The sequence below is a fragment of the Brevibacterium sp. LAARM3_SD1 genome, from assembly GCF_057364765.1.
Genome location: NZ_JBNFOL010000012.1, coordinates 24,613 through 46,838, shown reverse-complemented (window position 1 = coordinate 46,838; position 22,226 = coordinate 24,613). Strand labels below are relative to the sequence as shown.

General features: G+C 65.4%; 20 protein-coding genes. 4 read left to right on the top strand and 16 right to left on the bottom strand.

Annotation, left to right across the window (positions count from 1 at the left end; genetic code table 11):
* Positions 1 to 3: 3 nt before the first annotated feature.
* Genes tilS through dacB form a run of 3 tightly spaced genes read right to left on the bottom strand, consistent with a single transcriptional unit; the run spans position 4 to position 3,537 of the window.
* The gene (tilS, locus tag AC2W7L_RS08975) at positions 4 to 1,026 is read right to left on the bottom strand and encodes a tRNA lysidine(34) synthetase TilS (RefSeq protein WP_486004177.1); all 1,023 of its coding nucleotides are present in this window, start codon (positions 1,024 to 1,026) and stop codon (positions 4 to 6) included.
* Positions 1,013 to 2,029, bottom strand: coding sequence for a zinc-dependent metalloprotease (locus tag AC2W7L_RS08970; RefSeq protein WP_486004176.1), 1,017 nt, complete (start codon positions 2,027 to 2,029; stop codon positions 1,013 to 1,015). The genes tilS and AC2W7L_RS08970 overlap by 14 nt, the downstream gene beginning before the upstream one ends.
* Positions 2,026 to 3,537, bottom strand: a complete 1,512-nt coding sequence (gene dacB / locus AC2W7L_RS08965; RefSeq protein WP_486004175.1) for a D-alanyl-D-alanine carboxypeptidase/D-alanyl-D-alanine endopeptidase — start codon at positions 3,535 to 3,537, stop codon at positions 2,026 to 2,028. Before dacB ends, AC2W7L_RS08970 begins: the two co-directional genes overlap by 4 nt.
* A 108-nt stretch (positions 3,538 to 3,645) precedes the next feature.
* Here dacB and AC2W7L_RS08960 point away from each other — a divergent pair, with 108 nt between their 5' ends.
* Both AC2W7L_RS08960 and AC2W7L_RS08955 read left to right on the top strand, forming a co-directional pair.
* Entirely contained in the window at positions 3,646 to 4,134 is a 489-nt protein-coding gene (locus tag AC2W7L_RS08960) for an inorganic diphosphatase (protein WP_486004174.1), read from the top strand.
* A 184-nt stretch (positions 4,135 to 4,318) separates the two neighbouring features.
* Entirely contained in the window at positions 4,319 to 4,960 is a 642-nt protein-coding gene (locus AC2W7L_RS08955; protein WP_486004173.1) for a VOC family protein, read from the top strand.
* 89 nt (positions 4,961 to 5,049) lie between these two features.
* On the opposite strand, the gene AC2W7L_RS08950 is transcribed toward AC2W7L_RS08955, so the two are convergent.
* The 10 genes from AC2W7L_RS08950 to AC2W7L_RS08905 all read right to left on the bottom strand — a co-directional run bounded on the left by AC2W7L_RS08950 (position 5,050) and on the right by AC2W7L_RS08905 (position 17,328).
* Complete coding sequence (locus AC2W7L_RS08950) at positions 5,050 to 7,590, bottom strand: PhoX family protein (protein ID WP_486004172.1); 2,541 nt, start codon at positions 7,588 to 7,590, stop codon at positions 5,050 to 5,052.
* 210 nt (positions 7,591 to 7,800) lie between these two features.
* Complete coding sequence (locus AC2W7L_RS08945) at positions 7,801 to 8,523, bottom strand: CPBP family intramembrane glutamic endopeptidase (RefSeq protein WP_486004171.1); 723 nt, start codon at positions 8,521 to 8,523, stop codon at positions 7,801 to 7,803.
* A 62-nt stretch (positions 8,524 to 8,585) separates the two neighbouring features.
* The gene (locus AC2W7L_RS08940; RefSeq protein ID WP_486004214.1) at positions 8,586 to 10,664 is read right to left on the bottom strand and encodes an efflux RND transporter permease subunit; all 2,079 of its coding nucleotides are present in this window, start codon (positions 10,662 to 10,664) and stop codon (positions 8,586 to 8,588) included.
* A gap of 20 nt (positions 10,665 to 10,684) precedes the next feature.
* Positions 10,685 to 12,475 carry an efflux RND transporter permease subunit gene (locus AC2W7L_RS08935; protein WP_486004170.1) on the bottom strand — a complete coding sequence of 597 codons (1,791 nt, stop codon included), beginning with the start codon at positions 12,473 to 12,475 and terminating at the stop codon, positions 10,685 to 10,687.
* 141 nt (positions 12,476 to 12,616) lie between these two features.
* Positions 12,617 to 13,870, bottom strand: a complete 1,254-nt coding sequence (locus tag AC2W7L_RS08930) for an MFS transporter (protein ID WP_486004169.1) — start codon at positions 13,868 to 13,870, stop codon at positions 12,617 to 12,619.
* The gene (locus tag AC2W7L_RS08925) at positions 13,867 to 14,730 is read right to left on the bottom strand and encodes a nitroreductase family protein (RefSeq protein ID WP_486004168.1); all 864 of its coding nucleotides are present in this window, start codon (positions 14,728 to 14,730) and stop codon (positions 13,867 to 13,869) included. Before AC2W7L_RS08925 ends, AC2W7L_RS08930 begins: the two co-directional genes overlap by 4 nt.
* Positions 14,730 to 15,260 carry a peptide-methionine (S)-S-oxide reductase MsrA gene (gene msrA / locus AC2W7L_RS08920; RefSeq protein ID WP_486004167.1) on the bottom strand — a complete coding sequence of 177 codons (531 nt, stop codon included), beginning with the start codon at positions 15,258 to 15,260 and terminating at the stop codon, positions 14,730 to 14,732. Before msrA ends, AC2W7L_RS08925 begins: the two co-directional genes overlap by 1 nt.
* 47 nt (positions 15,261 to 15,307) lie before the next feature.
* Positions 15,308 to 15,973 carry a peptide deformylase gene (locus AC2W7L_RS08915; RefSeq protein ID WP_486004166.1) on the bottom strand — a complete coding sequence of 222 codons (666 nt, stop codon included), beginning with the start codon at positions 15,971 to 15,973 and terminating at the stop codon, positions 15,308 to 15,310.
* 12 nt (positions 15,974 to 15,985) lie between these two features.
* On the bottom strand, positions 15,986 to 16,789 hold the full coding sequence (locus AC2W7L_RS08910) for an HpcH/HpaI aldolase/citrate lyase family protein (RefSeq protein ID WP_212127660.1): 804 nt from the start codon (positions 16,787 to 16,789) through the stop codon (positions 15,986 to 15,988).
* Between the two features lie 8 nt (positions 16,790 to 16,797).
* Entirely contained in the window at positions 16,798 to 17,328 is a 531-nt protein-coding gene (locus tag AC2W7L_RS08905) for a MaoC family dehydratase (protein WP_212127661.1), read from the bottom strand.
* Between the two features lie 85 nt (positions 17,329 to 17,413).
* Between AC2W7L_RS08905 and AC2W7L_RS08900 the strand changes: the two genes are divergently transcribed.
* Positions 17,414 to 18,073, top strand: coding sequence for a histidine phosphatase family protein (locus AC2W7L_RS08900; RefSeq protein ID WP_486004165.1), 660 nt, complete (start codon positions 17,414 to 17,416; stop codon positions 18,071 to 18,073).
* Positions 18,074 to 18,149: 76 nt separating this feature from the next.
* Here AC2W7L_RS08900 and AC2W7L_RS08895 read toward each other — a convergent pair whose 3' ends face one another.
* Positions 18,150 to 18,662, bottom strand: a complete 513-nt coding sequence (locus tag AC2W7L_RS08895) for an SRPBCC family protein (RefSeq protein WP_486004164.1) — start codon at positions 18,660 to 18,662, stop codon at positions 18,150 to 18,152.
* 94 nt (positions 18,663 to 18,756) lie between these two features.
* Entirely contained in the window at positions 18,757 to 19,107 is a 351-nt protein-coding gene (locus tag AC2W7L_RS08890; RefSeq protein WP_486004163.1) for an ArsR/SmtB family transcription factor, read from the bottom strand.
* A 156-nt stretch (positions 19,108 to 19,263) separates the two neighbouring features.
* Here AC2W7L_RS08890 and AC2W7L_RS08885 point away from each other — a divergent pair, with 156 nt between their 5' ends.
* Entirely contained in the window at positions 19,264 to 20,085 is an 822-nt protein-coding gene (locus AC2W7L_RS08885; protein WP_486004162.1) for an HAD-IIA family hydrolase, read from the top strand.
* 626 nt (positions 20,086 to 20,711) lie between these two features.
* Here AC2W7L_RS08885 and cls read toward each other — a convergent pair.
* A complete protein-coding gene (cls, locus tag AC2W7L_RS08880) occupies positions 20,712 to 22,184 on the bottom strand; it encodes a cardiolipin synthase (protein ID WP_486004161.1) in 1,473 nt (490 codons plus the stop codon).
* Positions 22,185 to 22,226: the final 42 nt, after the last annotated feature.

Here is a 22,226-nt window from a genome sequence, read left to right as displayed (position 1 = left end):
GGCTCAGCGGGCCTTCGCCGCGGCCTGGAACACGACCTGGCCGCCGGAGACGACGACTTCCGTGTCTCCGGGCAGGGACAGGCGACCGCGGCTGCGGTCGCGGATGAGGGCGCAGAGTTCGGCGACGCGCACCGCTCCGAGGTTCTGTCCGGGCACGCCCAGTGAGATCACCCAGTCGCGTACGACCCGGCTGAGCACGGCCTCGTCGAGTGCGGTGAAGTCCTCCACCGGCACCGAGGCGGCTCCCCGGATCGACTGCCCGGTCGCCTCGGCGCGGGCTTCGATGAAATCGGCGTCGGCCCGGCACAGGTCTGCGGTGCGGGCGAGGTTCGCGGTGATCGGCTGGCCGAGTTCGGCTTCGAGTCCGGCCAGCACCTGCCGGGCTCGGACTCGGGTGAACGCGGTGTCGGCGTTCATCGGGTCGTTCCAGATTTCGATTCCCTGGGCCTGGCAGGAGGCTTCGGTCTGGTCCCGGTCGAGGCCGAGCAGGGGGCGCATGAGGTGTCCGTTCAGTGGGCTCATCCCTGCCAGAGACCGGGTGCCCGATCCGCGCATGAGGCCGAGCAGAACGGTTTCGGCCTGGTCGCTGCGGGTGTGGGCGGTGAGGATCCAATCGGCTCCGGCCTGGGCCCGTGCGGTTTCGAGGGCGGAATAGCGGGCGGCGCGTGCCGCGGCTTCGAGGCCTTCGTCACCGGCGTCGATGCTCACGGTCATCACCTCGGCGGGCACACCCCACGATTCGGCGGTGGCGGCGACCCGGGCGGCCACCTCGGCGGTGACGGTCTGGAGACCGTGGTCGACGGTGACGGCACGGGCACGGATCTCACCGCGACGGTGGAGGAACGCTGTTGCGTGCAGCAGGGCCATCGAATCCGCTCCCCCGGACACCGCGACGATGACTCCCGGCTCTGCTGTTCCGGCCGCCTTCAGTGCCGCCCGGACGGCGCCTCGGATGGCTCCGCTCGCAGGGTCGAGGGTGGGCCGCCTCGGCGAGGAACCGGCAGACGAGCCGTCAGCCGTGGACACGGTCGAGCCAGAGGTGCGGTTCGTGGATCTCGGCTGTGCGCGGGAGGTTCTCAGGTCTCGCGTAGATGCGGGAGAAGCCCTTCTGCCCGACCTCACGGCGGACGGCGCGGACGAACTTCGCCCCGTCGCGATACTGCGCGAGCTTGAGATCCATCCCGAGCAGATTGGTGAGGAACCCGCCTTGGGCGGCGTCGCGACGGGCCTCGAACCTGCGACGCAGCGTGCGCACGCTCGGGATGACTCCGACGCCCACCTCGTCCATGACGACATCGGCGTGGCCTTCGAGCAGGGACAGGATCGCGGTGGCCTCGTCGAGAGCATTGCGCATCTTCTCGTCGCGGATGAGGTCGATGATGCTGGCCTCGCCTTTGACGATGCGCCCGAGGGTGGCGAAGAGGTCGACGATCCCGCCGACTCCGGGCATCGTCAGCCGGGTCGACACGGCTCCGGAGAGCAGGGTGCGCATATGCTCGCGCAGCCAGGGCGCCGTCGCGAACTGCACTTGGTGGGTGGCTTCGTGGAGGGCCACCCACATGCGGAAGTCACGCGGATCGACGTCCATGGCCTTCTCGGCGATGAGCACGGCCGGGGCGACAAACATCAGCCGTCCCGTCTCAACGGCGAAGGGATCGAACTGGCCGAGCACGCGTGTCGACAGGAGCGAGAGCACCCCGGCGACCTCGACGGCACCGGCCATCGCGGTGGCGGGGCTGACCGGGGCGGGCAGGGCCGCCTCGTCGAGCATTCCGTTGACTGATTGGGCATTGGCTTTGACCCAGCTGACCTGGTCGAGGACGAGCACGGAACCGGCGGCGAGCCGGCCGCGCACATCATCGGCATGTTCCGGCGGCAGCAGAAACGAGTCGAGGACGAGGTCCTGAGCGGTCAGTGCGTTGTCCTTCATCCTCTCGACGAGTGTGTCGAGGACACCCGGTTCGGGGACCTTCGCCGCGGAGACGAGCTCACGGGCGGTGCGGGCGGCGAAGTCCTCATCGATGATCATCGGCAGCCGCAATTCGCGAGTGCGGTGACGATATCATCCACGGTCTTTCTGGCTTCCAAGATCTTGTCCTTATCCACGTCGTCGATCTGGATGGAGAATACGAGGTAGCGGCCCTCCGCGTCGAGCACTCCCCCGGCCAGGGAGGTCACGGAGGACAGTGTTCCGGTCTTCGCGTGCACCACACCCGAGGCATTCCTCTCATCGAGGAAGCGGTCATGCAGGGTGCCGGTCAGTCCCCCGACGGGGAAGTAGCTGACGAGTCCGGCCAAAGAGTCATCGGCGACGACCGAGGCCTGCAGGACGGTCGTGAGATCGTGTGGGGCGATCCGGTTGTCATAGGACAGGCCTGATGTGTCGACGAGGTGTGTGCGCCCGAGATCGACGGATTCGCCGAGGGCCTCCAGCACCGCTTCGGGGCCGTTCTCGAGGCTGCCGTCCTTGCCCTGGGCGATGGCGACCTCGTTGCCGAGCACCTCGGCGACGACGTTGTCGCTGTGCACGAGGGCGTATTCGACGATCTCGGAGATCGTCGCCGATTCCACTCGGGCCAGTTCCTTCGGGCTCTCGGACTCGGACGGCTGCTCGGATTCGGTCGGTGCCTTGGATTCGGACTCGGCGGCCGCCTCGGTGACGGTGATCCCGGTCTTCTTCAGTTCCTTCTCGAAGATCGAGAAGGCATCCTTGGCCGGGTGTTCGCTGCGGCCGCGCCATTCGGCGTCCTTCGACCCGACGTAGGCGGTGTCGACCATGATCGGCTGGATCAGGGTGATCACGCCCTTGGCGATATCGGCTCGCTCCCAGCCGGAGTCGAAGTCCTTGCCGACGTACCTGCTCGTATCCAGGTTGAGGGCCACCTCGGAGATGTTCTGTTTCTCGAGGGCGGCCGCGGTGTCCTCGGCCAGGGTCCGCAGGCCGGCGTGCCCGTTGACCGAACCGGGGTCGGAATCTCCGGCCGACAGGAGCACATCTCCTCCCCCGGTGAGGGTCAGGGTGTTCGTGTCGGCATCGAAGTCCGTCGTCGTCGCCAGGCGCTTCTCCCCGCCGATCGCGGACAGGGCGGCGGCCGCGGTGAGCACCTTCGTCACGGAGGCGGGAGTGCGCGGTTTCGTCTCGTCCTTCGCATAGAGGACATCGTCGCTGACCCCGTCGCGGACCTCGAGGCCGAAGCCCTTGACCTTCGAGTCCTTGAGCACGGCGTCGATCGTCTTCGGGATCTGGGTGGGCACAGGAGCGGAATCGTCGACCGCCGAGGCGGGGGCGGGCTCCTGCTGGGCGTGGGCCTGCGGGGTGGGCACGGTCTGGACCTCGACCTGGGGTTCGGTGGTGAGCACGCTCGGCAGGCCGGGCACGAGGTCAAAGGCGTCGACGGCGGCATAGGCCCCGAGAGCGAGCACGATGGCGCCGGCGGTGATCGCACCGCCCTTCTTCCGCCGCGATGTCGACTTTCTGCGGTCACGGCGCGAGGAGCCGGAGTCCGACGGGTTCTGCGGCGCATCGGTGTCGTTCAAACGCAGGCTCTCATTCCTCGACGACCGTGAGGTGGTCGCCGTCGGTGGGCGGTGACGGGGACTTGTACCATCTATTCTAGTGATGCACCCCTAACGTGAAGGAGCACTATGGAACTGTTGGCCACAATCGAGATCCCGCAGGGGTCCCGCAACAAGTACGAAGTCGACCATGAGACCGGTCGGGTCAAGCTCGATCGCTACCTCTACACTTCGATGCAGTACCCCGCCGATTACGGCTATATCGAGGACACGCTCGGAAACGACGGCGACCCTCTCGATGTGCTCGTGCTGCTGCCCGAGCCGCTGTTCCCCGGTGTGCTCATCGACATCCGCCCCATCGGCATGTTCCAGATGGAGGACGAGGCCGGCGGCGATGACAAGGTCCTCGCTGTTCCCGCCGGAGATCCCCGTTGGGACTCCTATACCGACATCTCGGATGTGGACCAGTTCATGCTCGACTCGATCGAGCACTTCTTCAACCGGTACAAGGACCTCGAGCCCGGCAAGTTCGTCAAGGGTTCGAGCTGGGCCGGCCGCGAAGCCGCCGAAGCGGAGATCAACGCCTCCATCGAACGATTCAAGGCCGAGGGCCACTGAGCCTTCCCCCTCACCATGTGCTGACGAATCAGCGCTGGATCACGACCGCCCGGATGATGACATCCGGGCGGTTTCGTTTGCCCTCGGCCGTTGCCCGGGCCGCTGCGGCCGGGCGTGATGATCATCACGATTTCTTAGGTGACCCTAAGGGGCAGTGTGAGCCAGGTTATGCGATTGTCGAGTCATGAAACTCGATCATGTGTCATACGCCAGTGAACCTGACGGCTATCGTGCGACTGCCGAGCGGATCGCGGAGAAGCTCGGAGTGGCTCCCTACGACGGCGGTGTGCATCCTCGATTCGGCACCAGAAACCTCATCTTCCCCCTAGCGAACGGCCACTACCTCGAAGTCGTGGAAGCCTTGGAGCATCCGGCCGCTCTCTCGACACCCTTCGGCCAGGCAGTCCGGGCTCGTTCCGAGCTCGGCGGCGGCTGGATGGGCTGGTGCGTCTCGGTCGACGATCTCACCGCAGTCGAATCCCGCCTCGAACGCAAGGCCGTCGATGGAAACCGCACACCGGAGTCCGGTTTGGAACTCAGGTGGCTGCAGATCGGCGTCAAGGGGCTCATCGCCGACCCCCAGCTGCCGTTCTTCATCAAGTGGTCCGCCGATTCCTCGCAGCATCCTTCGACGTACAAGACGAATGAGGACGTCGCCATCGACACCCTGCAGATCGCCGGGGACCGCGATCGTCTGCGCGATTGGCTGGGCACTCAGGATGCCAAGCCGATCTCGGAGATCAACATCGACTGGTCCGCACCCCACGGGACGCCGGGCATCATGTCGGTGAGCTTCAACACGCAGAACGGCCCCGTCACCATCTGAGCCCCTCAGCGTCCGCGTACTCTGCGGAGTCGAAGAAGGCCAGAGGCAGTGCCGCCTCTGGCCTTCTTCAGCTTATGGTCGTGGAGTCATCAGTCGCCCTGAGTCTCCAACGGCGATCCCTGCTCGCTTTCCGTCCCGTCTGCTTTCTTCCGACGCAGATGAGCGGCCGTCGCCATCGCACCGCCGGCGGCGAGGAGACCTGCTCCGCCGCCGAGCAGCGGCAGAGTGCTGTCAGTGCCGGTCCACGGCAGTTCACCGCCGTCCGACCCGGACCCGCCTGAACCGGACCCACCTGAACCCGAGCCGCCGTTCGAAGAACCGCCGCCCGAGCCGGATCCGCCGGAGCTGCCTGAACCTGAGCCGCCGTCGCTTCCGGCGCTCGCTGCTGCACCAGCTGCCGCGGCATCCTTCGCGCCGTCCTGCGACCCGGCAGTCGATCCGGAGCTGTCGGCGTCCGTTCCGGTCCTGTCGCCCTTGGCATCGGTGTCCTCACCAGTTCCGGCACCATCTGAGTTGCCGTTCTCATCCGAGTCCTTGGCCCCTTCATCTGTGCCGTCGGCGTCGGAGTCCTGGTCCTTCGGCGGTTCAGTCGGGTCCGGTGCCGATCCCCCGTCGCCCTTGATGACCTGCACGACCGTGGGCCGCGGCATCGCGGCCACTCCCTTATCGACATCGGTCGCGTCGACATAGTCGGGGAACTGCGAGTGCTGATCGGCATAGGAGCCGTCCTCACCTGGGTGCTGGACCGCAACGAAAGCTGACTCATACTCGTCGTGGACGAGTGGTCCGCAGACCTCGGCTTCGCGAGGCACGGACAGGAACTGTTCGACCCGACCGCGCTGGTCACCGTCGATCGTGACCTTGAACAGCCCGTCGCAGTAGCCGATGCCGTCGGGAGCACCGTCGGTGGAGATCCACAGGTTTCCGACGGTATCGAAGGCCACATTGTCCGGGCAGGAGATCGGTGAGACCTGATCGGCGGGGAAGCCGGAGAAGTAGGTGGCATCGCCCTGCTTCGGGTCTCCGCAGACCAACAGCAGCGTCCAGTCGAATTCGGTGCCCGTATGATCGCCGGAGCGCTCGGTGATCTCGACGATGTGCCCGTCGCGGTTCTCCGTGCGCGGATTGGCCTCATCTGCGGCGGCCTTCCCGTCGGTGCCGCGGTCGGAGTTGTTCGTGCAGGCGACGTAGATGCGGCCGTTGACCGGGTTCGGTTCGACGTCTTCGCAGCGGTCCATCTTCGTCGGTCCGACCTTGTCGGCGGCCAGTCGGGTGTTGACAAGGACCTCTTCGACGGAGAATCCGGACACCTGCGACTTGCCGTCCTTGACCAGCGGAAGCCACTGTCCGCTGCCGTCGAACTCGCCGTCGGCGGGCACCTCACCGCTGCCGTCGATCTCGGACTTCGGTGAGTTGCCGGTGAACTTCGCGACGTAGAGGTCGCCGTCGGTCAGCAGCGTCTTGTTGTGTTCGCGGTCGCCCTCGACGTAGGTGTCCTTCGAGACGAACTTGTAGAGGTAGTCGAACTTCTCATCGTCTCCCATATAGGCCACGGCGTGGCCCGAATCGGAGATCGTGATGTTCGCCCCTTCGTGTTTGAAGCGGCCCATGTTCGTGTGCTTATGAGGGGTGGAGTTCGGGTCCCAGGGGTCGACTTCGACGATCCAGCCGAAGCGATTCGCTTCGTTCGCGTAGCCCGGGTTGTTCGTATCGAATCGGTCGACATCGGCTTCCCACCCGTTGGCCGAGTCTTCGCTGTCGAGACCGTAGCGCTTATCGGCCGCCGAGGTGCCCTGCGCCTTGAAGTACGAGTTGAAGTTCTCCTCACCGGACACCAGAGTGCCCCAGGGCGTGAGCCCGCCCGAGCAGTTGCCGAGAGTGCCCTGCGCCTTGTCACCGTTCGGATAGTCCTTCGTCCGCAGCAGATCGGAACCGGCGGCGGGACCGGTGAACTCGTATTCGGTGTCGATGAGGAACCGGCGGTTCTTCTTTCCGTTGACATCGATCGTCCACGTCGACTTCTCGTCCGTGCGGATGAGTTCGGCAACGGTCAGTCCGTGGGCTTCACGGCTGATCGCCCGCTGATCGGCTCCGTCCATGTCCTCGGGGTACATGATGGCGTCGTTCGTGTATTCCTGGTTGGCGAAGAGCACGGCCCGGTTGGAGTCATCGGGGTCGATCTGGATGGACAGGAAGTCGTTGTTGTAGCCGAACTGGCGGCGCTGCGCCTCTGGGCTCTGATTCTCCGGGTCAAATTTCGGAGAGTCGGGGAACAAGGGGTCTCCCCAGCGGACGATCGGATGCCAGGAGTAGCCTTCGGGGACGACGAATTCGTCGACCTCATGCTGGACCGGGTCGATGGCGGTGAAGGCGAGACTGCCTGCGGTGGCTGCGGCGGCAGAGCGTGCGGTCGGACTCGGTGCGGTGGTCACTGCGATGGCCAAGGCACCGGCAGCAGAGGCACCGAGAACCGCGCGACGGCTGAGCTTCGCATTGACGATATCGCGGAAATACCCATTTGCCGATGTGTTGCAGGTGGCCTTGAGGCAGGCGTTGTCGCACTTCAGTGCGCACGTGACGGGGCTGCGCTTGCCACGCACATGGTCGGCCATCGGCAGAAAGGTTCGCATAGATTCTCTCCTTGTATCGGGTATCTTCCCAGTCCGGGGCCGCCCGGCACAGAGGGCGGAACCGGGAGGGCTCACCCGGTCGAGACTGTCACCGGCAAGCGGCCCTGGAACTACCCGTCGGTGAACTGCCGGTGAACCCAGCAGGTCGAGTGAGTGTCCCATTCGCCTGTCCCGGCTTCGGGTCCTGGTCTCAGCCTGGGGCTCCTGGCCTCAGCCGAAGTCGACGAGGGCGAGCACTCCCGGGGCGAGGAATCCGACGGCGTCGATGATGACATGCGCCCACACCAGCGGCATGAGTCTGCCCTTGCGCAGGAAATACCAGCCGAAGATGATGCCCATGGCGACGTTGCCGATGAACGGGCCGATGCCCTGATAGAGGTGGTAGCTGGCGCGGAAGAGAGCCAGGGAGATGATGATAGGCCAGGGCCCGAACCCCAGCTGCCGCAGTCGCAGCCACCCGAAACCGAAGATGATGACCTCTTCGACGATCCCGTTCTTCGCGGCCGAGAGCAGCAGGACGGGAATCGTCCACCAATGATCGCCGAGGTTGGACGGCTGGATCTCGGCCGTGATCCCCAGTGCCCTGCCGCCCGCGTACACCCCGAGGGTGCCGATGCCGATGATGAGGAAGATGAGGACACCGTGGCCGAGGTCGCGCCCTCGGTGCCCGTCGACTCCGAGTCGGGTCGACAGCGGCTGCGCCGGCCGGTCTCGACTGAGCAGGTAGATCGCGAGGGCGACGGGAACGAGGGTGAAGCCGATGTCGAGAAGCTGGTAGATGAGGTCGAAACCCGGCCGGGCGAGATCGAGGTATTGAGCTTCGCCTGGGCGTCGCTGATCGGCCCACGGGTGGCGATATCGGCCAGGCGCACGATTGCATAGACGGCCGACTGGCCCAGCGACAGGGCCGCAATGAGGCCGAGCTCGAACCACAGGCGCTTTCTCTCCTGTGGTTCGAGCTCGGTCGTCATGGACTCAACTCTAGCCGGGACGGATCAGTGTTTGGGTTCACCGTCCCCGTCGTCGCGGCGCGGGTTCTGGCTGCGCAGGGTGAAGTCCGTTTCCTGCCCGCTGCCTCGCTCCGCGTCGGCCTCCCGCCCGCCGCCTCCGTGGTCGGCGTCCGTCGATTCATCCGACGCCGAGGCGGTGCTGCCCGAATCCGTGGACCTCGGGTCCGCGGTCGGTGCGGCCTCCTCGGTGGGGGCCTCCCCCTCTGTCCGTGTCCGAGGTTCACCGAAACCGGCGACTGCGGCTCCCGCACCGGCGGGCACCGTGGCGGTCTCCCGCTGGTTCGCCCGGGCTTCGGCGGCGTCGAGGACCTCTCCGCGGGCCATGTTCTTCACGTACTTCTTCTCGGCCCGGCGTTCCTTCACTCCTTCGAGCAGCAGGTAGAGCACCGGCACGAGGATGAGCGTGAGCAGCGTCGAGCTGACCAGGCCGCCGATGACGACGATCGCCAACGGCTTCGAGATGAACACTCCCCCGCCGGTGAGCCCGAGGGCCATCGGCAGCAGCGCGAAGATCGTGGCGGCCGCGGTCATGAGAATCGGACGATAACGCAGCCGGGCGCCGTGGACGACGGATGTGCGCAGCTCGACCCCGCGAACGCGGAAGTGGTTGATGAGGTCGATGAGCACGATCGCGTTCGTGACCACGATGCCGATGAGCATGAGCAGACCGATCATCGACGTCAGCCCCAGCGGGGTGTCGGTGATGAGCGAGAGCGCTACCGAACCGGTGGCCGCGAACGGGATCGAGACCAGCAGGATCAGCGGCTGCAGCAGCGACTTGAACGTGGCGACCATGATGACGAACACGATGAGGATCGCCGCGAGCATCGCCAGTCCCAGCTGCGAGAACGCTTCGTTCTGCTCCTGGGTGGCACCGCCGGTGTCGACGGACACCGTATCGGGCAGGTCCACCTCGTCGAGGGCCGACTGCACCTCGGTCGAGACAGCACCGAGGTCATCGCCCTCCGGGGTCACGGACACGGTGGTCGAGCGCTGCGAATCCGTGTGGCGGATCGTCGGAGCGGTCTTGACCTCCTTGACCTCGGCGACCTCATCGAGTTCGATGAAGCGCGGCTCCGAGGTCACGGGAGCGCCCGCATTCGGATCTCCGGCGGCTGCGCCACCGGCACCGCCACCAGCGCCGCCGGCTCCACCAGCACCGCCTTCTCCGCCAGCGCCGCCGGCTCCTCCGGCCGCACCGGCGTCACCCGAACCACCGGCACCGCCAGCGCCTCCGGCAGCTCCTCCAGCGCCTCCGGCTGCAGCACCCGCACCGGCTCCGCCGGCAGGGGCTGTCTCTTCCGGCTTGCCCGGGATCTTGAGTTCACGCAGCTTCTCCACGGTGTCGGCATTGCGATCGAAGAGCAGCACCGAATGCGAGACATCGTCGACGACGACCTCACCGATCTGCTGACCGTGCATGGCCCGCTGCACATACTGGCCGATGGACGCCTCAGTGAGGTTCTCCTCTGCGGCCTTCTCATGATCGACCTTGACCTCGATCACGGGCTGGACCGCAGCGATATCGCTGGTCACCGACTGTGCCGAGGACACGCCTTCGAGCTTGTCGCTGACCTTCTTCGTCGCGTCTTCGAGTTCCTGCGCGTCGGTGGCCGTGAGCGTGACGTCGATCGTCTGCGCACCCGGGGTCGAGCTCTGGCTCGCCACCTCGACGTCACCGGCACCGTCGAGCTCGTCGAACTGCTTCTGCAGGTCGGCGGAGATCGACTGCGCCGAGACTCCGGACTTCGTGTTGACGATATACGTGCCCGTCAGCGACGAGTCATCGGTGAAGCCGAACGATGTTCCGCCCAGCGACAGCTGATAGTTGTCGACATCGGAGGCATCGGCGAGGATGTCCTCGACTTTCTTCGCCTGCTCCGATGCCTCATCGAGGTCCGTGCCCGGGTCGAAGGTCTGAGAGATCTGCAGGGAGTCCTGCCCGGTGTCGCCGAAGAGCTCGGTCTTCAGCTGGGGAATCATCGCTCCGGTGCCGCCGAGGATGAGCACGGCGATGAGGATCATGACGATCGGGTGCTTCGTCGAGAACCCGATGACCGGCATATAGGTCTTCTGCAGACGCGTCACCGGAGAATGCATTCCGGCGAGCTCGTCGACCGCCGCCGTGCCGTCTTCGGATTCGCCGTAGCGCGGACCACCCGCGGCCACTCCGGTCGGTTCGGACCGGGTGGAGGCTTCGCCTCGCGCAGAGGCAGCAGCCGGAAGGGAGGAATCGGCATCGTCGCGCGGGCCGGTGTCCTCGGCTTCGGCACCGGCGCGACGAGGTCGCGCTTCTTGTCGGCCTTCTTCGCCGCCTTCTTCTCTGTCCGCCACTGCGACAGCATCGACTTGCGGCTGCGACGGATCTCGGCCTTCTCAGCGCGGGTGAGCTTGACCTTCGCTTCACGCTGACGGAGGAACCAGTACGCGAGGACGGGCACGATCGTCAGCGCCACAAACAGGGAGGAGAGCAGGGCGATCGTCGCGGTCAGGGCGAAGGGCCGGAACATCTCGCCGGTCTGCCCCGTCACGAACGCCAGCGGCAGGAACACGGCCACCGTGGTCAGGGTCGACGCGGTGATGGCCCCGGCCACCTCGGAGACGGCGGCGAGGATGTTCGAGAATTTGTCGCCACCGGAGGCATGACGTCTTCGGATCGCCTCGATGACGACGATGGAGTCGTCGACGACGCGGCCCACGGAGATCGTCAGCGCTCCCAGGGTGAGCATATTGAGGGTCTCCCCGCCCATCCACAGCCCGATCATGGCGATGAGGAGGGAGAGCGGAATGGAGATGGCGGTGATGATCGTCGCCCGCACCGAGAGCAGGAAGACAAGGATGACGAGGACCGCGAAGATCAGGCCCAACCCACCCTCGTTGAGCAGGTCGTGGATGGACTGCTCGATGAACGGTGCCTGGTCGAACGCGGAGACGAACTCAGTGTTGTCGCCCATCACCTTCTCGAGTTCAGGCAGCTTGTCGGCCACCGCGTGTGAGACGTCGACGGTGTTCGCGTCGGATTCCTTCATCACCGACACGGACAGCGACGGCTGTCCGTTGGTGCGCGAGATCGATTCGACGGGCTCGTCGACGAGCTTGACGTCGGCGACGTCGGAGACCTGGATCGGTCCGTCCTTGCCGGAGATGACGAGGTCCTTGATCGCATCGATCGAGCGGATGCGCGTGCCGACCTCGACCGGGGCCGTGCCGTCGGCGCCCTTGAGCTCACCCGCCGAGGTGGGGACGCCGTTGGATTGGAGGATTCCGGCCACCTCGTCGAGGTTGGCTCCTTCGTCCTCGAGATCGTCACGACGGATGCTGATCTCGACCTGTTTGGTCTTCGCACCGGCGATCTGCACCTGGGAGACTCCGTCGACCTTCTTCAGCTCCGGTTCGACCATGTCCTCGAGATTCGCGGCCAGCTGGTCTTCATCGGCGTCGGAGGTCACGGAGAGGGCGAGCACCGGAATATCGTCGGTGCCCATCATCATGACGTTCGGTTCGACCCCGTCGGGCAGGGTCGGCTGCACTTGGGAGACCGCGCGCTGCAGAGCACGGACGACGTCATCGGAGTCGTCGCCGTACTTCGTGCCCACGGTGATCTGCGAACTGCCCGCCGAGGATGTCGAGGTCATGTCCTCGACTTCGGGCAGTGCGGTCAGCGCCCCTTCGAGGGGGTCGGTGACTTCGGATTCGACGGCCTCGGGGGTCGCCCCCTCGTAGGAGGCGGTGACCGTGGCCTGTGGGTTGTCGAGGGATGGGAAGAGCTCTTGCTTGAGGGCACCGGCTCCGATGACGCCGAAGATGACGGCAACGACGGAGATCAGCGCGATGAGCGCCCGGTTCTTCAAGCTCAGTCGAGTCAGGAAACTCACAGAAGGGGACTTTCTTTGTCGTAGACAGGGCGACGACGCAGAACGCCGACAGAGCCATCCTAGTGAGTGTCCGCTGAGCCGCCCATGAGGAAAACCTGACTTCTCGGAATCAGAACCGGGGCGCGCCCAGCCGCACCTGCGTCACTGAGTCGAAGCCGGCTGCCTCGGTCGGGTCTCGCGGCCGAAGAACCACAGACCGGCGGCGATGATGCCGAGGACACCGGTGAGCAGGAACGCCCACGAGTAGTCGAAGTGGTCGACGACGGCTCCGGCGATGATCGGGCCGAGGATCGCTCCGCCGTCGAGGGCCATCTGGTAGCGGGCGAGCACTCGGCCGCCCTTGCGTTCGCGGCCGATGACATCGGCGACGGTGGCCTGTTGCGCGGGATTGGCCAGGCCGGATCCGACTCCGGCGATGACCGAGAAGGCGAAGAACAGCCAGATCGAGTCGATGAAGGCCAACGCCGCGGTCGTCACGCCGAGGACGAACAGACCCCATTGGATGAAGGGCTTGCGCCCGACGGTGTCCGCGAAGCGCCCCACGACCGTGACCGCCGAGGCATTGCCGATGGCGAACATGGTCAGAGCCAGTCCGGCCACGGCCGTATCGGCCTTGAGTGCCTGGATGGCGAAGAGCGGGTAGATGGCCACGCGGATGCCCATCGCCGACCAGCCTTGGACGAAAGCGGAGATGAGCGCGGAGCGGTAGGCCGAATCCTTCCAGGCTTCCCGGAAGGACATGACTTCCTGCTGCTCCTTGTCCTTCTCCGCCTCCAGGCGGGCACGCCCGGACTTCGTGGAGGAGCCGAATGAGGCGGTGGAGCCGAGGAAGACGCGGACGACGATGGCGGCGATGAGCAGACCGACGGCGTAGATGACGAACGGGATGCGCATCCCCCATCCGGCCATCGCACCGCCGAGGACGGGCCCGGTGATATTGCCGACGAGGAACGCTGTCGCATACGTCGAAGAGGCTTTCGCACGGGCGTCGATCGGGGCGAGCCGGACGATGAGGGCCATCGCGGAGACGCTGAACATGGTCGAGCCGATGCCGCCGAGCCCGCGGAAGATCAGCAGCTGCCAGTAGTTCTGGGCGAAGGCGACGGCCGCGGTGGAGGCGGCGACGATGAGGAGGCCGGTGATGTAGATTCGGCGTTCACCGAAGGCATCGACGAGGCGGCCAGACGAGGGTGAGAACACGAACCGGAAGAATGCGAACGAGGAGACGACGATGGTTGCGGCCGTGACCCCGAAGTCGAAGCTCGCTGCGAACTGCGGCAGGACGGGAGCGATGATTCCGTAGCCGAGGGCGACGATGAAGGCCGCTGCCACGAGGACGTAGATCTCCTTGGGCAGGCGGCGCGTTTCCGGAGTCTCGGTGTCGGGTGTGCTCACAGGGTATCGAGGAACTGTTCGGGCTTCGGCAGGGGGCGGGTGCTCGTGGTCAGCCGCTGTCGGTAGCGTTCGGAAACGGCTCCGATGTAGAACCAGCCCATGAGCAGCTCGTGATCGGCAAGACGGTGGAGGCGACGCACCGGTTCGGTGTTCGTCAGGGTTCCCGACCGCCACATCACTCCCCAGCCTGCCTGCCACAGAGCGAGCTCGAGAAGGTGTCCGGCACCGGCGGCCGTGGCGTGCTGCTCCCATTCGGGAACCTTGTCATGCTTGGCCGGTGAGGAGACGAGGGCGAGCAGGAGTTCGGCTCGCAGCGGCTTCGTGTTTGTCTCTCCCGGCTTGCGGACGACTCCGGCGGCTTCGTCGAGGGCATCGCCGAGGCGGAGCCGGTCGTCTCCGCGGATGATGAGGAAGCGCCAGGGGCGCAGGGACTTGTGGTCGGCGACCGAGGAGATCGACCGGATGATCTCCAGCAGGTCGGAGTCGTTCGGGGTCTCCGGGTCGACCTTCGAGATCGACCGCCGTGTGCTCAGGGCGTGGAGAACGGGATCGGCGACGATGTCGATCGATGACGGCACCGAGTAGTCGGGTCCGCGGCGGGTGGGCGTGATGGTCGCGGTGCTGCCCTTCGCCGAGGCGGCGGCATCCTCGGCGTGGTCAGCGTTGTGCTCGCTCTGCGCCGAGCGGGCGGTCTGTGCGTCCTGCGCGGCCAAGCTCTTCGCCCATGGCCCGGTGTTGCCGTCGAGGAAATGGGCACGAACGCGGTCTTTCGTCACCTCGCAGGCCTTGCCCGAGTCCTTGGACCGTTTGCGGTCCTTATGTTTGGACTTCTTGCATTTGTCCTTTTTGTGACTGCCCATCAGCTCACCCAATCGGCGAAGGCGGTGCGGGCCTTTTGCAGTTTCGGGTCGATGATGACACGGCAGTAGCCGTTGTCCGGGTTCGCGGTGTAGAAGTCCTGGTGGACCGCCTCGGCGGGATAGAACGTGCCGAGGGGTTCGAGGGTGGTCACGATCGGATCGTCGAAGAGGGACTGTGCGGATTCGATGGCTTCGGCGAAATGCTGCTTCTCGGTTTCATCACGGTAGAACATGGCCGACCGGTACTGGGTGCCGACGTCGTAGCCCTGACGATTGAGGCTCGTGGGGTCGTGGCCGGTGAAGAACAGGCCGAGGATGACCTCTTCGGGGACGATGTCGGCGTCGAAGGTCACCTGCAGGGCTTCGGCGTGGCCGGTCATGCCGGAGCAGACCTCGCGGTAGCCGGGGTTGTCGGTGTGGCCGCCGGTGTAGCCGGAGATCACTTCTCTCACGCCGGTGGTCCGCTGGTAGACGGCGTCGAGGCACCAGAAGCAGCCGGCGCCGAGAGTGAGGGTACGAAGATCGCTCATGCAACGTATAACGATGACGCGAGCAGGTTATTCCCGCCAGTCCCGGCTCACATCACCAGACCGGACGGCAGAGAGAAGCCGAACTCGGCGGCTGCCTTCTGCGTCGAGGGCTGGTGCCAGAACTTCGCGACCGATTCGTTCGTCGCCAGGGATCGCATCTCGGCCTTGTCGAGGAAGAGGATTCCGGACAGGTGGTCGGTCTCGTGGGCGACGATGCGTGCCGACCAGCCGGAGACCTCTTCGGCGATGGGGCTGCCCTGCAGGTCGGTGCCTGTCAATGCGATTGTGCGGGGGCGGGCGACGACGGCCTGGTAGCCGGGGATCGACAGGCATCCTTCATAGAAGGCGACGTCGTCTGCGCCGGCGCGTTCGTATCCCGCGTTGAGGACGACTCGCAGCGGCATCGGCTCCCGTTGCCGGACCTTCGCGACTTCGGGATCGCGGGCGCCGGGATCCTCGGCGACGAACATCGACAAGGCAATGCCCACTTGCGGGGCGGCGAGGCCCACTCCGGGGGCTGCGAGCATGGTTGCTCGCATCACCTCGGCGAGCCGTTCGAGCTCGGCATCGTCGACCTGCCCGTCGAAAGGGCGGGTGTCGGTGCGCAGGACGGGGTCACCGGCCTCGACGATGGGCGCGGTCCCATCTCCCTCCTCGGCGGCGGTGAGGACAGCCCGGATCTGTTCGGCGATCAGCGCATCGGCTGCGTGCATGGAATGGTTTCCTCAGCTCGCGCGAGCGACGATGAGTTCGGCGTGCTTGAGCAGCGGGGCGTCGATCATCTTGCCCTCGAAGGAGAATGCGCCTTTCTCCGTCTTCGCCAGGTCGAGCACGGATTGTGCCCATGTCAGCTGTTCGTCGCTGGGGCGGAAGGCGTCGCGGACGACGGGCACGTGGTTGGGGTGGATGGAGACCTTACCGGAGAAGCCCGACTGCACGGCGTCCTCGGCTTCGGCGGCGAGGCCCTCGAGGTTCGGAATGTCCGCCCAGATCGAGTCGAGGGCGAACTTGCTGTGGGCCCGGGCGGCGAGCAGGGTCTGGCTGCGCACATGCTTGGCTACGTCCCGGTAGCCGCCGTCATCCTTGCGTGAAGAGCCTCCGCCGAGGTCGGCGATGAGATCCTCGGATCCCCACATCAGCGCGTAGACGTTCGGGGCGGCGGCGATCTCGGCGACGTTGACGGCGCCGAGCGCGGTTTCGATGAGCGCGATGACCTGGAAGCCCGACAGGATCGACAGATCCGCTGCGAGTTCTGCCTTCGGCAGCATCACGGCCGTGTAGTCGGTGCGTGCGAGCATCTTGAGGTCCTCGCCGAGGTGGCCCGAATCGTGGGAGTTCACCCGCACGACCGTGCGGCTGGGGTCGAGGGGGAAGTCGACGATGGACTCCCGCGCGGCGGCTTTGTCGGCCTCGTTGACGGCGTCCTCGAGGTCGAGGATGACGATATCCGAGCGTTCGGCAGCTTTCGTGTACCGGTCGGGGCGGTCGCCGGGGACGAAGAGCCAGGCGGGTTTGAACTCGAGTGCCATGGGCGTGCTCACTTTCCGGTTTCGGTCTGGTCGGCGGTATCGGCGGCGGACTTCGCAGCTGCGGATTCGTGGCTGGAGTCGAACATCATCGCCTGGCGCACGGCCTTCGCGACGAGCTTGCCGTCCTGGTTGTAGCCGCGGTGTTCGAAGGTGACGATGCCCTGGCCGGGACGCGACTTCGAATTGCGCTTGTCGAGGATCGTCGTCTCCGCGTAGAGGGTGTCGCCGTGGAACATCGGTGCCGGGAAGCTGACCTCGGAGAAGCCGAGGTTTCCGACCGTCGTGCCCTGGGTGAGCTGGGATACGGACAGGCCGATGAGGGTGGCAAGAGTGAACATCGAGTTCACGAGACGCTCACCGAAGGGTTCGGTGGCCGACCATGCGGCGTCGAGGTGCAGGGCCTGGGTATTCATGGACACGGCCGTGAACAAGGTGTTGTCCGCCTCGGTGATGGTGCGGCCCGGCGCGTGCTTATAGGTGGCGCCGACTTCCATCTCGTCCAGCCACAGACCTCGTTGTGCAATGACCTTGTCACTCATGTAACGCTCCTCACTCGTCGTGATTTGAGTTTATCGCCATTCACCGGAGCCCTGCGACCCGGGGGTCGGTAGGATCGAGCCCATCATGGCCATCACACGAACGCTCTTCGTCGTCACGCATCCCGAGTCGCGACATCATCTCGAATCGCGGGTCGGCGGGTGGCACGATCCCGCACTCACCGTTCGCGGTGAGTTCCAAGCCGATCGCATCGCTGCCGAGCTGCAGTCACGGATTCCGGCGGGTGCCTCGGCGCTGGTCTTCACCTCCGATCTCAGGAGGGCCCGCACAACCGCCGCGATCATCGCCGATCGGCTCGACAGTCGAGTGGTCGACCGGCCGGACCTGCGCGAGAAGTCGTACGGGGTCGCGGAGGGGCGGGAGCAGTCCTGGCTGGACGAGCGCTTCGTCTTCCCGCCCGTGCCGGATGATGCCTTCGACCATGCGGCGCGGCTCGATCATGCCGAAGGCATCGACGGAGCGGAGACGCGGCGTGAGGCCGGGGCTCGGATCTACGCCGCCGTCGACGAGATCCTCGCACAGCGGGCCTCGCACCAGGTGGTCGTCACGCACGGCTTCGCCCACACGTTCGTCATCGGTCGGTGGCTCGAGCTGCCTCTCGAGGCGATGGGCCGGGCGACGTTCGCGGCGCGATCAGGGTGCATCACAGAACTGGTCGAGGACGATCTGTTCGGCAATCGGACCCTGCAATCGCTGGCGGCGGTGGACCACCTCGGCGATGCCTGAGGTGGTCCACCGCTGTGAGAGCAGAGGGCATTTGCCTGCTCTTAGTGAGATGGCCGCCTGATCGGCTGTGCACCGGTCAGGCGCTCAGCTCGGTATCGAGTTCGCTGAAAGCCGATGACCATCCGTCGTACACGCTCTCGTCCGAACCCGAGTCGCCCGGCAGGCCGGTCAGCGTGAAGGTCATGCGAGTGCGGCCGGCGTCGAGCTCGTCGAGTTCAATGCTCACGCGCGGAGCCTCGTCGACCTCGCCGGGACTCCCCCACGTGAAATCGAGGCGGTCGGGTTCGTCGATGCGGAGGTACTTCCCGGCGGTCGGGAACTCCTGTCCCGTGTCGGGGATGCGCATCGTATAGGTGTACTCGCCTCCGACGCGCAGGTCGACGGAGACGGATTCGCGTGGGGTCACCAGCGTTTCGGGGTGGAACCAGCGGGCCATCACGTCCGGATTCGTCCATGCTTCCCAGACGCGGGCGCGCGGTGCGGCGAATTCGCGGACGATGGTGAAGCCGGGCTCCTCCGCCTGCGCGCTGTTCGAGTCGGTGGCTGTGCGGTCTGTGTTGATTGTGTTGTCCGTGTTCTCGGCGTTCATCGCTGTTCTCCTCCTTGAGTCGTGCATGATGCTTAAGTCGTTCATGATGTCTGCGTGATCCGCTTCGTCGTTTTGTCGATGTCGGGTCCGCGGTTCACTCCGCTGTCGGCGGATCGGTCGTTGCAGGGTCGGTGGGCACCTCCTCGGCGAGGATGCGATCGAGATTGTCGAAGCGCTGCTGCCATTCGTCGTGAGCCGACTGCAGCCAGCCGGTCGCCTCGGTGAGCGCGTCGGCGTTGAGTGCGATGATGCGCTGCTGTGCGGATTTCGACCGCGTGATGAGCCCTGCAGTCTCGAGCACCTTGAGGTGCTGGGAGACCGCGGACCGGCTGATCGGCAGCGGCTCCGCAAGCTCACCTGCGCTCTTGTCTCCCGAGCGCAGCCGATCGATGATCGTCCGACGAGTCGGGTCGGCCAGCGCCGCGAAGACGAGATCCATACTCATTTAAGCGTCCCCTTAATTAAGTGATTACTACAATACACTTCTCTGACGTCCCGTCAAGGGGCGCGCACCATCGGATCGGACTTCTCAGCACACTTGCGCCCAACCCGACTAGGCTGGAAGCAGCCGCTTCGGCCCACCCCGAGCTCGAGGAGAGACATGGATCGCGATTCGATCGACTGCTGGCTGACCGATATGGACGGCGTCCTGGTCAAGGAGAACAATCCGCTGCCGGGTGCCGCGGAGCTGCTCGCCCAGTGGCGTCAGGCAGACATCCCCTATCTGGTGCTGACGAACAACTCCATCTACACCGCGCGTGACCTCTCCGCCCGGCTGCGCTCGAACGGACTCGACGTCCCCGAGTCGAACATCTGGACCTCGGCGATGGCCACCGCGGATTTCCTGTCCAATCAGGTCGAGCGCGGCACGGCCTATGTCGTCGGCGAGGCGGGACTGACCACGGCGATCCACGAGGCCGGGTTCGTCATGACCGAACACGACCCGGACTTCGTCGTCGTCGGCGAGACCCACTCCTATTCGTTCGAGGCGATCACGAAGGCGATCCGCCTCATCGATGCCGGCTCCCGCTTCATCGTCACGAACCCGGACGCCACCGGCCCCAGCCCCGAGGGCGTCCTGCCGGCCACCGGCGCCATCGCCGCACTCATCACGAAGGCGACGAACCGCGAGCCCTACGTCGTGGGCAAGCCGAACCCGATGATGTTCCGCTCGGCCCTGAATCAGATCGGCGCGCATTCGATGAGCACAGCGATGATCGGCGATCGCATGGACACCGACATCATCGCCGGGATGGAAGCGGGCATGCACACGGTCCTCGTGCTGTCGGGAATCTCCACCGCCGAGGATGTCCGCCGCTTCCCGTTCCGACCCAACGAGATCGTCAACGGAGTCCACGAGCTGCTCGATGTGCCGCTGGAGAACCGCGGAGAGCTCGGCCCCGACACCACCGGCTCCGCCTGAGGCGGCCCCGCACCTGCGGCGCCGGACATACAGCCTCCCAGCGGCGAGAAGCTGGCGCCTGCAGCCTCCACCTGGCGACAAACGGGTTGAGGTACACGTGGATTCGCCGAAAAACGGTCTGAGTGTCAAAACACGGGTGCGCGCAACCTCCCTGAACCGAGAAACTGGCTGAGTGTCGACACACGGGTGTGCCCACGCGTTTTTCGACACTCAGCCCGTTTCTCGATGAAGCCGCCCCGGCGACCGCTCCGCGGCCGCCCCAGCACAGGAGAGCACCCACGCCAGACTCTCCGGAACCCGATTACCCAATGCTGAATATGCGGTTTGATGCCATTTGATCTTTTTTCATTGCATTTATTGCGTATTTGGTTCATGCTTGATGAATGTTCCAAGTGCTGACGACGCGGCAGCTCCGTGAACTCGGTATGACCCGCAAACAGATGGCCGAAGCGGAACGATGCTGCCTGCGCAGAGTCAGGAAGGGCCACTTCGTGATCCGCAGGGCCTGTGACGATGACCATCACGGACCCATCCGCGGTCTTTCTACGGATCACGACACTTCGTTCCCGACTGTTTTCGGAGATCTGCGAGACGAAGGCGCCGCACACGCGGCCCCAGCTGCCCGGCTACTGGAGCGAAGAGGTCAGGCGCATGACGGACTCCATATACCGGCGGGGCCATGGCCGCTTCTCCCATTCCTCGAGGGTGAGTTCGCGGCTGACGTCCTGGTAGCCGGCGACGACGTCGACGATGTCATCGACCAAGTCCCCGCCGGTGGTCAGCAGGCTGATCTCGTAGTTGAGGCCGAAGGAGCGCATGTCCATGTTCGATGAGCCCATCACGGCGTAGATGTCGTCGACGATGAAGCACTTCGTGTGGAGCACAGCGGGTTTCGGGTACAGGAAGATCCGCACCCCCGCTTCGAGCAGCGACCGGTAGTACGACGATTGGGCCCGGTCGACCATGTATTGGTCGGCCTGCTCGCTGACGTAGAGCTCGACGTCGACTCCGCGCCGGGCCGCGGTCTCCACTGCGGCCAGCAGCGATTCGTCGGGCACGAAGTAGGGGCTGACGATGACCAGGCGCTTCTGCGCCAGATACATCATCGAGGTGAAGACCTTGAGGTTCGGCGAGGTCGTGAATCCGGGGCCGGAGGGAATCAGCTGCATGGCGCTCGTCGCTCCGCCGACTTCGGGTTCGTTGCCGTCCCGTTCGTAGGGGCGGATGCCCAGCGCCTGCCCCGATTCGGAGTACCAGTCGGTGGAGAACGCCGCTTCGATCGCTGCGACGATGGGCCCGGAGAGCTCGACCATGATGTCGTGCCAGTTCCGGCCGATCTGCGAGTTCTTCCTGTTGAGGTAGCTCGAGTCGATCATGTTCTGCGAACCCATCATCGCCTGTTTGCCGTCGATGACGAGCAGCTTGCGGTGGTTGCGCAGATCGATGCGCCGGGCCTTGCCCCGCCACGGAATGAACGGCAGCATCAGGTGCCATTCGATTCCCGCGGCGTTGAGGCGTTTGCCCAGCCGATGGAATCCCGGATACTTCCTCGACCCGATGTGGTCGAAGAGGACGCGGACTTCCACACCGCGTGCCGAGGCCCGTTCGAGTGCCCGGAAGAACACGTCGGTCGTCTTGTCCCAGGCCATGATGTAGATCTCGACGTGGACGTACTCGTGGGCCTCATCGACGAGTTCGGCCATGCGCTCGATCGAGGCTTCGTAGTCCGAGATCACCCCGTGGCTGTCGCCGGTGACCATCGGCAGCGCGGTCAGCGCCCGCCCCAACTGGGCGACGGAGACGAATTCCGGCGCGGCGTCCAGCGATGGAGGCACATCCGGCAGATCATCGGCGCCTTCGTGCAGGAGTTCGTTCGCTTCAGCCTGGATCCGTGCGCGGCGCTGATTGATATAGGGGCTGCCGAGCATGAGGAATGCGGGAATGCCGATGATCGGCACGAACAGGATGAGCAGCAGCCACGCCGATGACGATGATGGGCGACGGTTCTCCGGCACCACACCGACCGCGATGATCTTCACGATGTATTCGATGACGATCCACGTCGTCGTCGCCACCGATGCCACCATGCTGAGATCCATGTGCTCCCACTTCCCCTTCGGTCGCCGTCTCACCTCACGGTG

Excerpts from the sequence above, each read along its gene's own strand:
- AC2W7L_RS08970 (WP_486004176.1), bottom strand. The coding sequence starts at position 2,029 with ATGATCATCGATGAGGACTTCGCCGCCCGCACCGCCCGTGAGCTCGTC.
- AC2W7L_RS08960 (WP_486004174.1), top strand. The coding sequence starts at position 3,646 with ATGGAACTGTTGGCCACAATCGAGATCCCGCAGGGGTCCCGCAACAAG.
- AC2W7L_RS08955 (WP_486004173.1), top strand. The coding sequence starts at position 4,319 with ATGAAACTCGATCATGTGTCATACGCCAGTGAACCTGACGGCTATCGT.
- AC2W7L_RS08950 (WP_486004172.1), bottom strand. The coding sequence starts at position 7,590 with ATGCGAACCTTTCTGCCGATGGCCGACCATGTGCGTGGCAAGCGCAGC.
- AC2W7L_RS08940 (WP_486004214.1), bottom strand. The coding sequence starts at position 10,664 with ATGCCGGTCATCGGGTTCTCGACGAAGCACCCGATCGTCATGATCCTC.
- AC2W7L_RS08925 (WP_486004168.1), bottom strand. The coding sequence starts at position 14,730 with ATGGGCAGTCACAAAAAGGACAAATGCAAGAAGTCCAAACATAAGGAC.
- msrA (WP_486004167.1), bottom strand. The coding sequence starts at position 15,260 with ATGAGCGATCTTCGTACCCTCACTCTCGGCGCCGGCTGCTTCTGGTGC.
- AC2W7L_RS08915 (WP_486004166.1), bottom strand. The coding sequence starts at position 15,973 with ATGCACGCAGCCGATGCGCTGATCGCCGAACAGATCCGGGCTGTCCTC.
- AC2W7L_RS08910 (WP_212127660.1), bottom strand. The coding sequence starts at position 16,789 with ATGGCACTCGAGTTCAAACCCGCCTGGCTCTTCGTCCCCGGCGACCGC.
- AC2W7L_RS08905 (WP_212127661.1), bottom strand. The coding sequence starts at position 17,328 with ATGAGTGACAAGGTCATTGCACAACGAGGTCTGTGGCTGGACGAGATG.
- AC2W7L_RS08900 (WP_486004165.1), top strand. The coding sequence starts at position 17,414 with ATGGCCATCACACGAACGCTCTTCGTCGTCACGCATCCCGAGTCGCGA.
- AC2W7L_RS08895 (WP_486004164.1), bottom strand. The coding sequence starts at position 18,662 with ATGAACGCCGAGAACACGGACAACACAATCAACACAGACCGCACAGCC.
- AC2W7L_RS08890 (WP_486004163.1), bottom strand. The coding sequence starts at position 19,107 with ATGAGTATGGATCTCGTCTTCGCGGCGCTGGCCGACCCGACTCGTCGG.
- AC2W7L_RS08885 (WP_486004162.1), top strand. The coding sequence starts at position 19,264 with ATGGATCGCGATTCGATCGACTGCTGGCTGACCGATATGGACGGCGTC.
- cls (WP_486004161.1), bottom strand. The coding sequence starts at position 22,184 with ATGGATCTCAGCATGGTGGCATCGGTGGCGACGACGACGTGGATCGTC.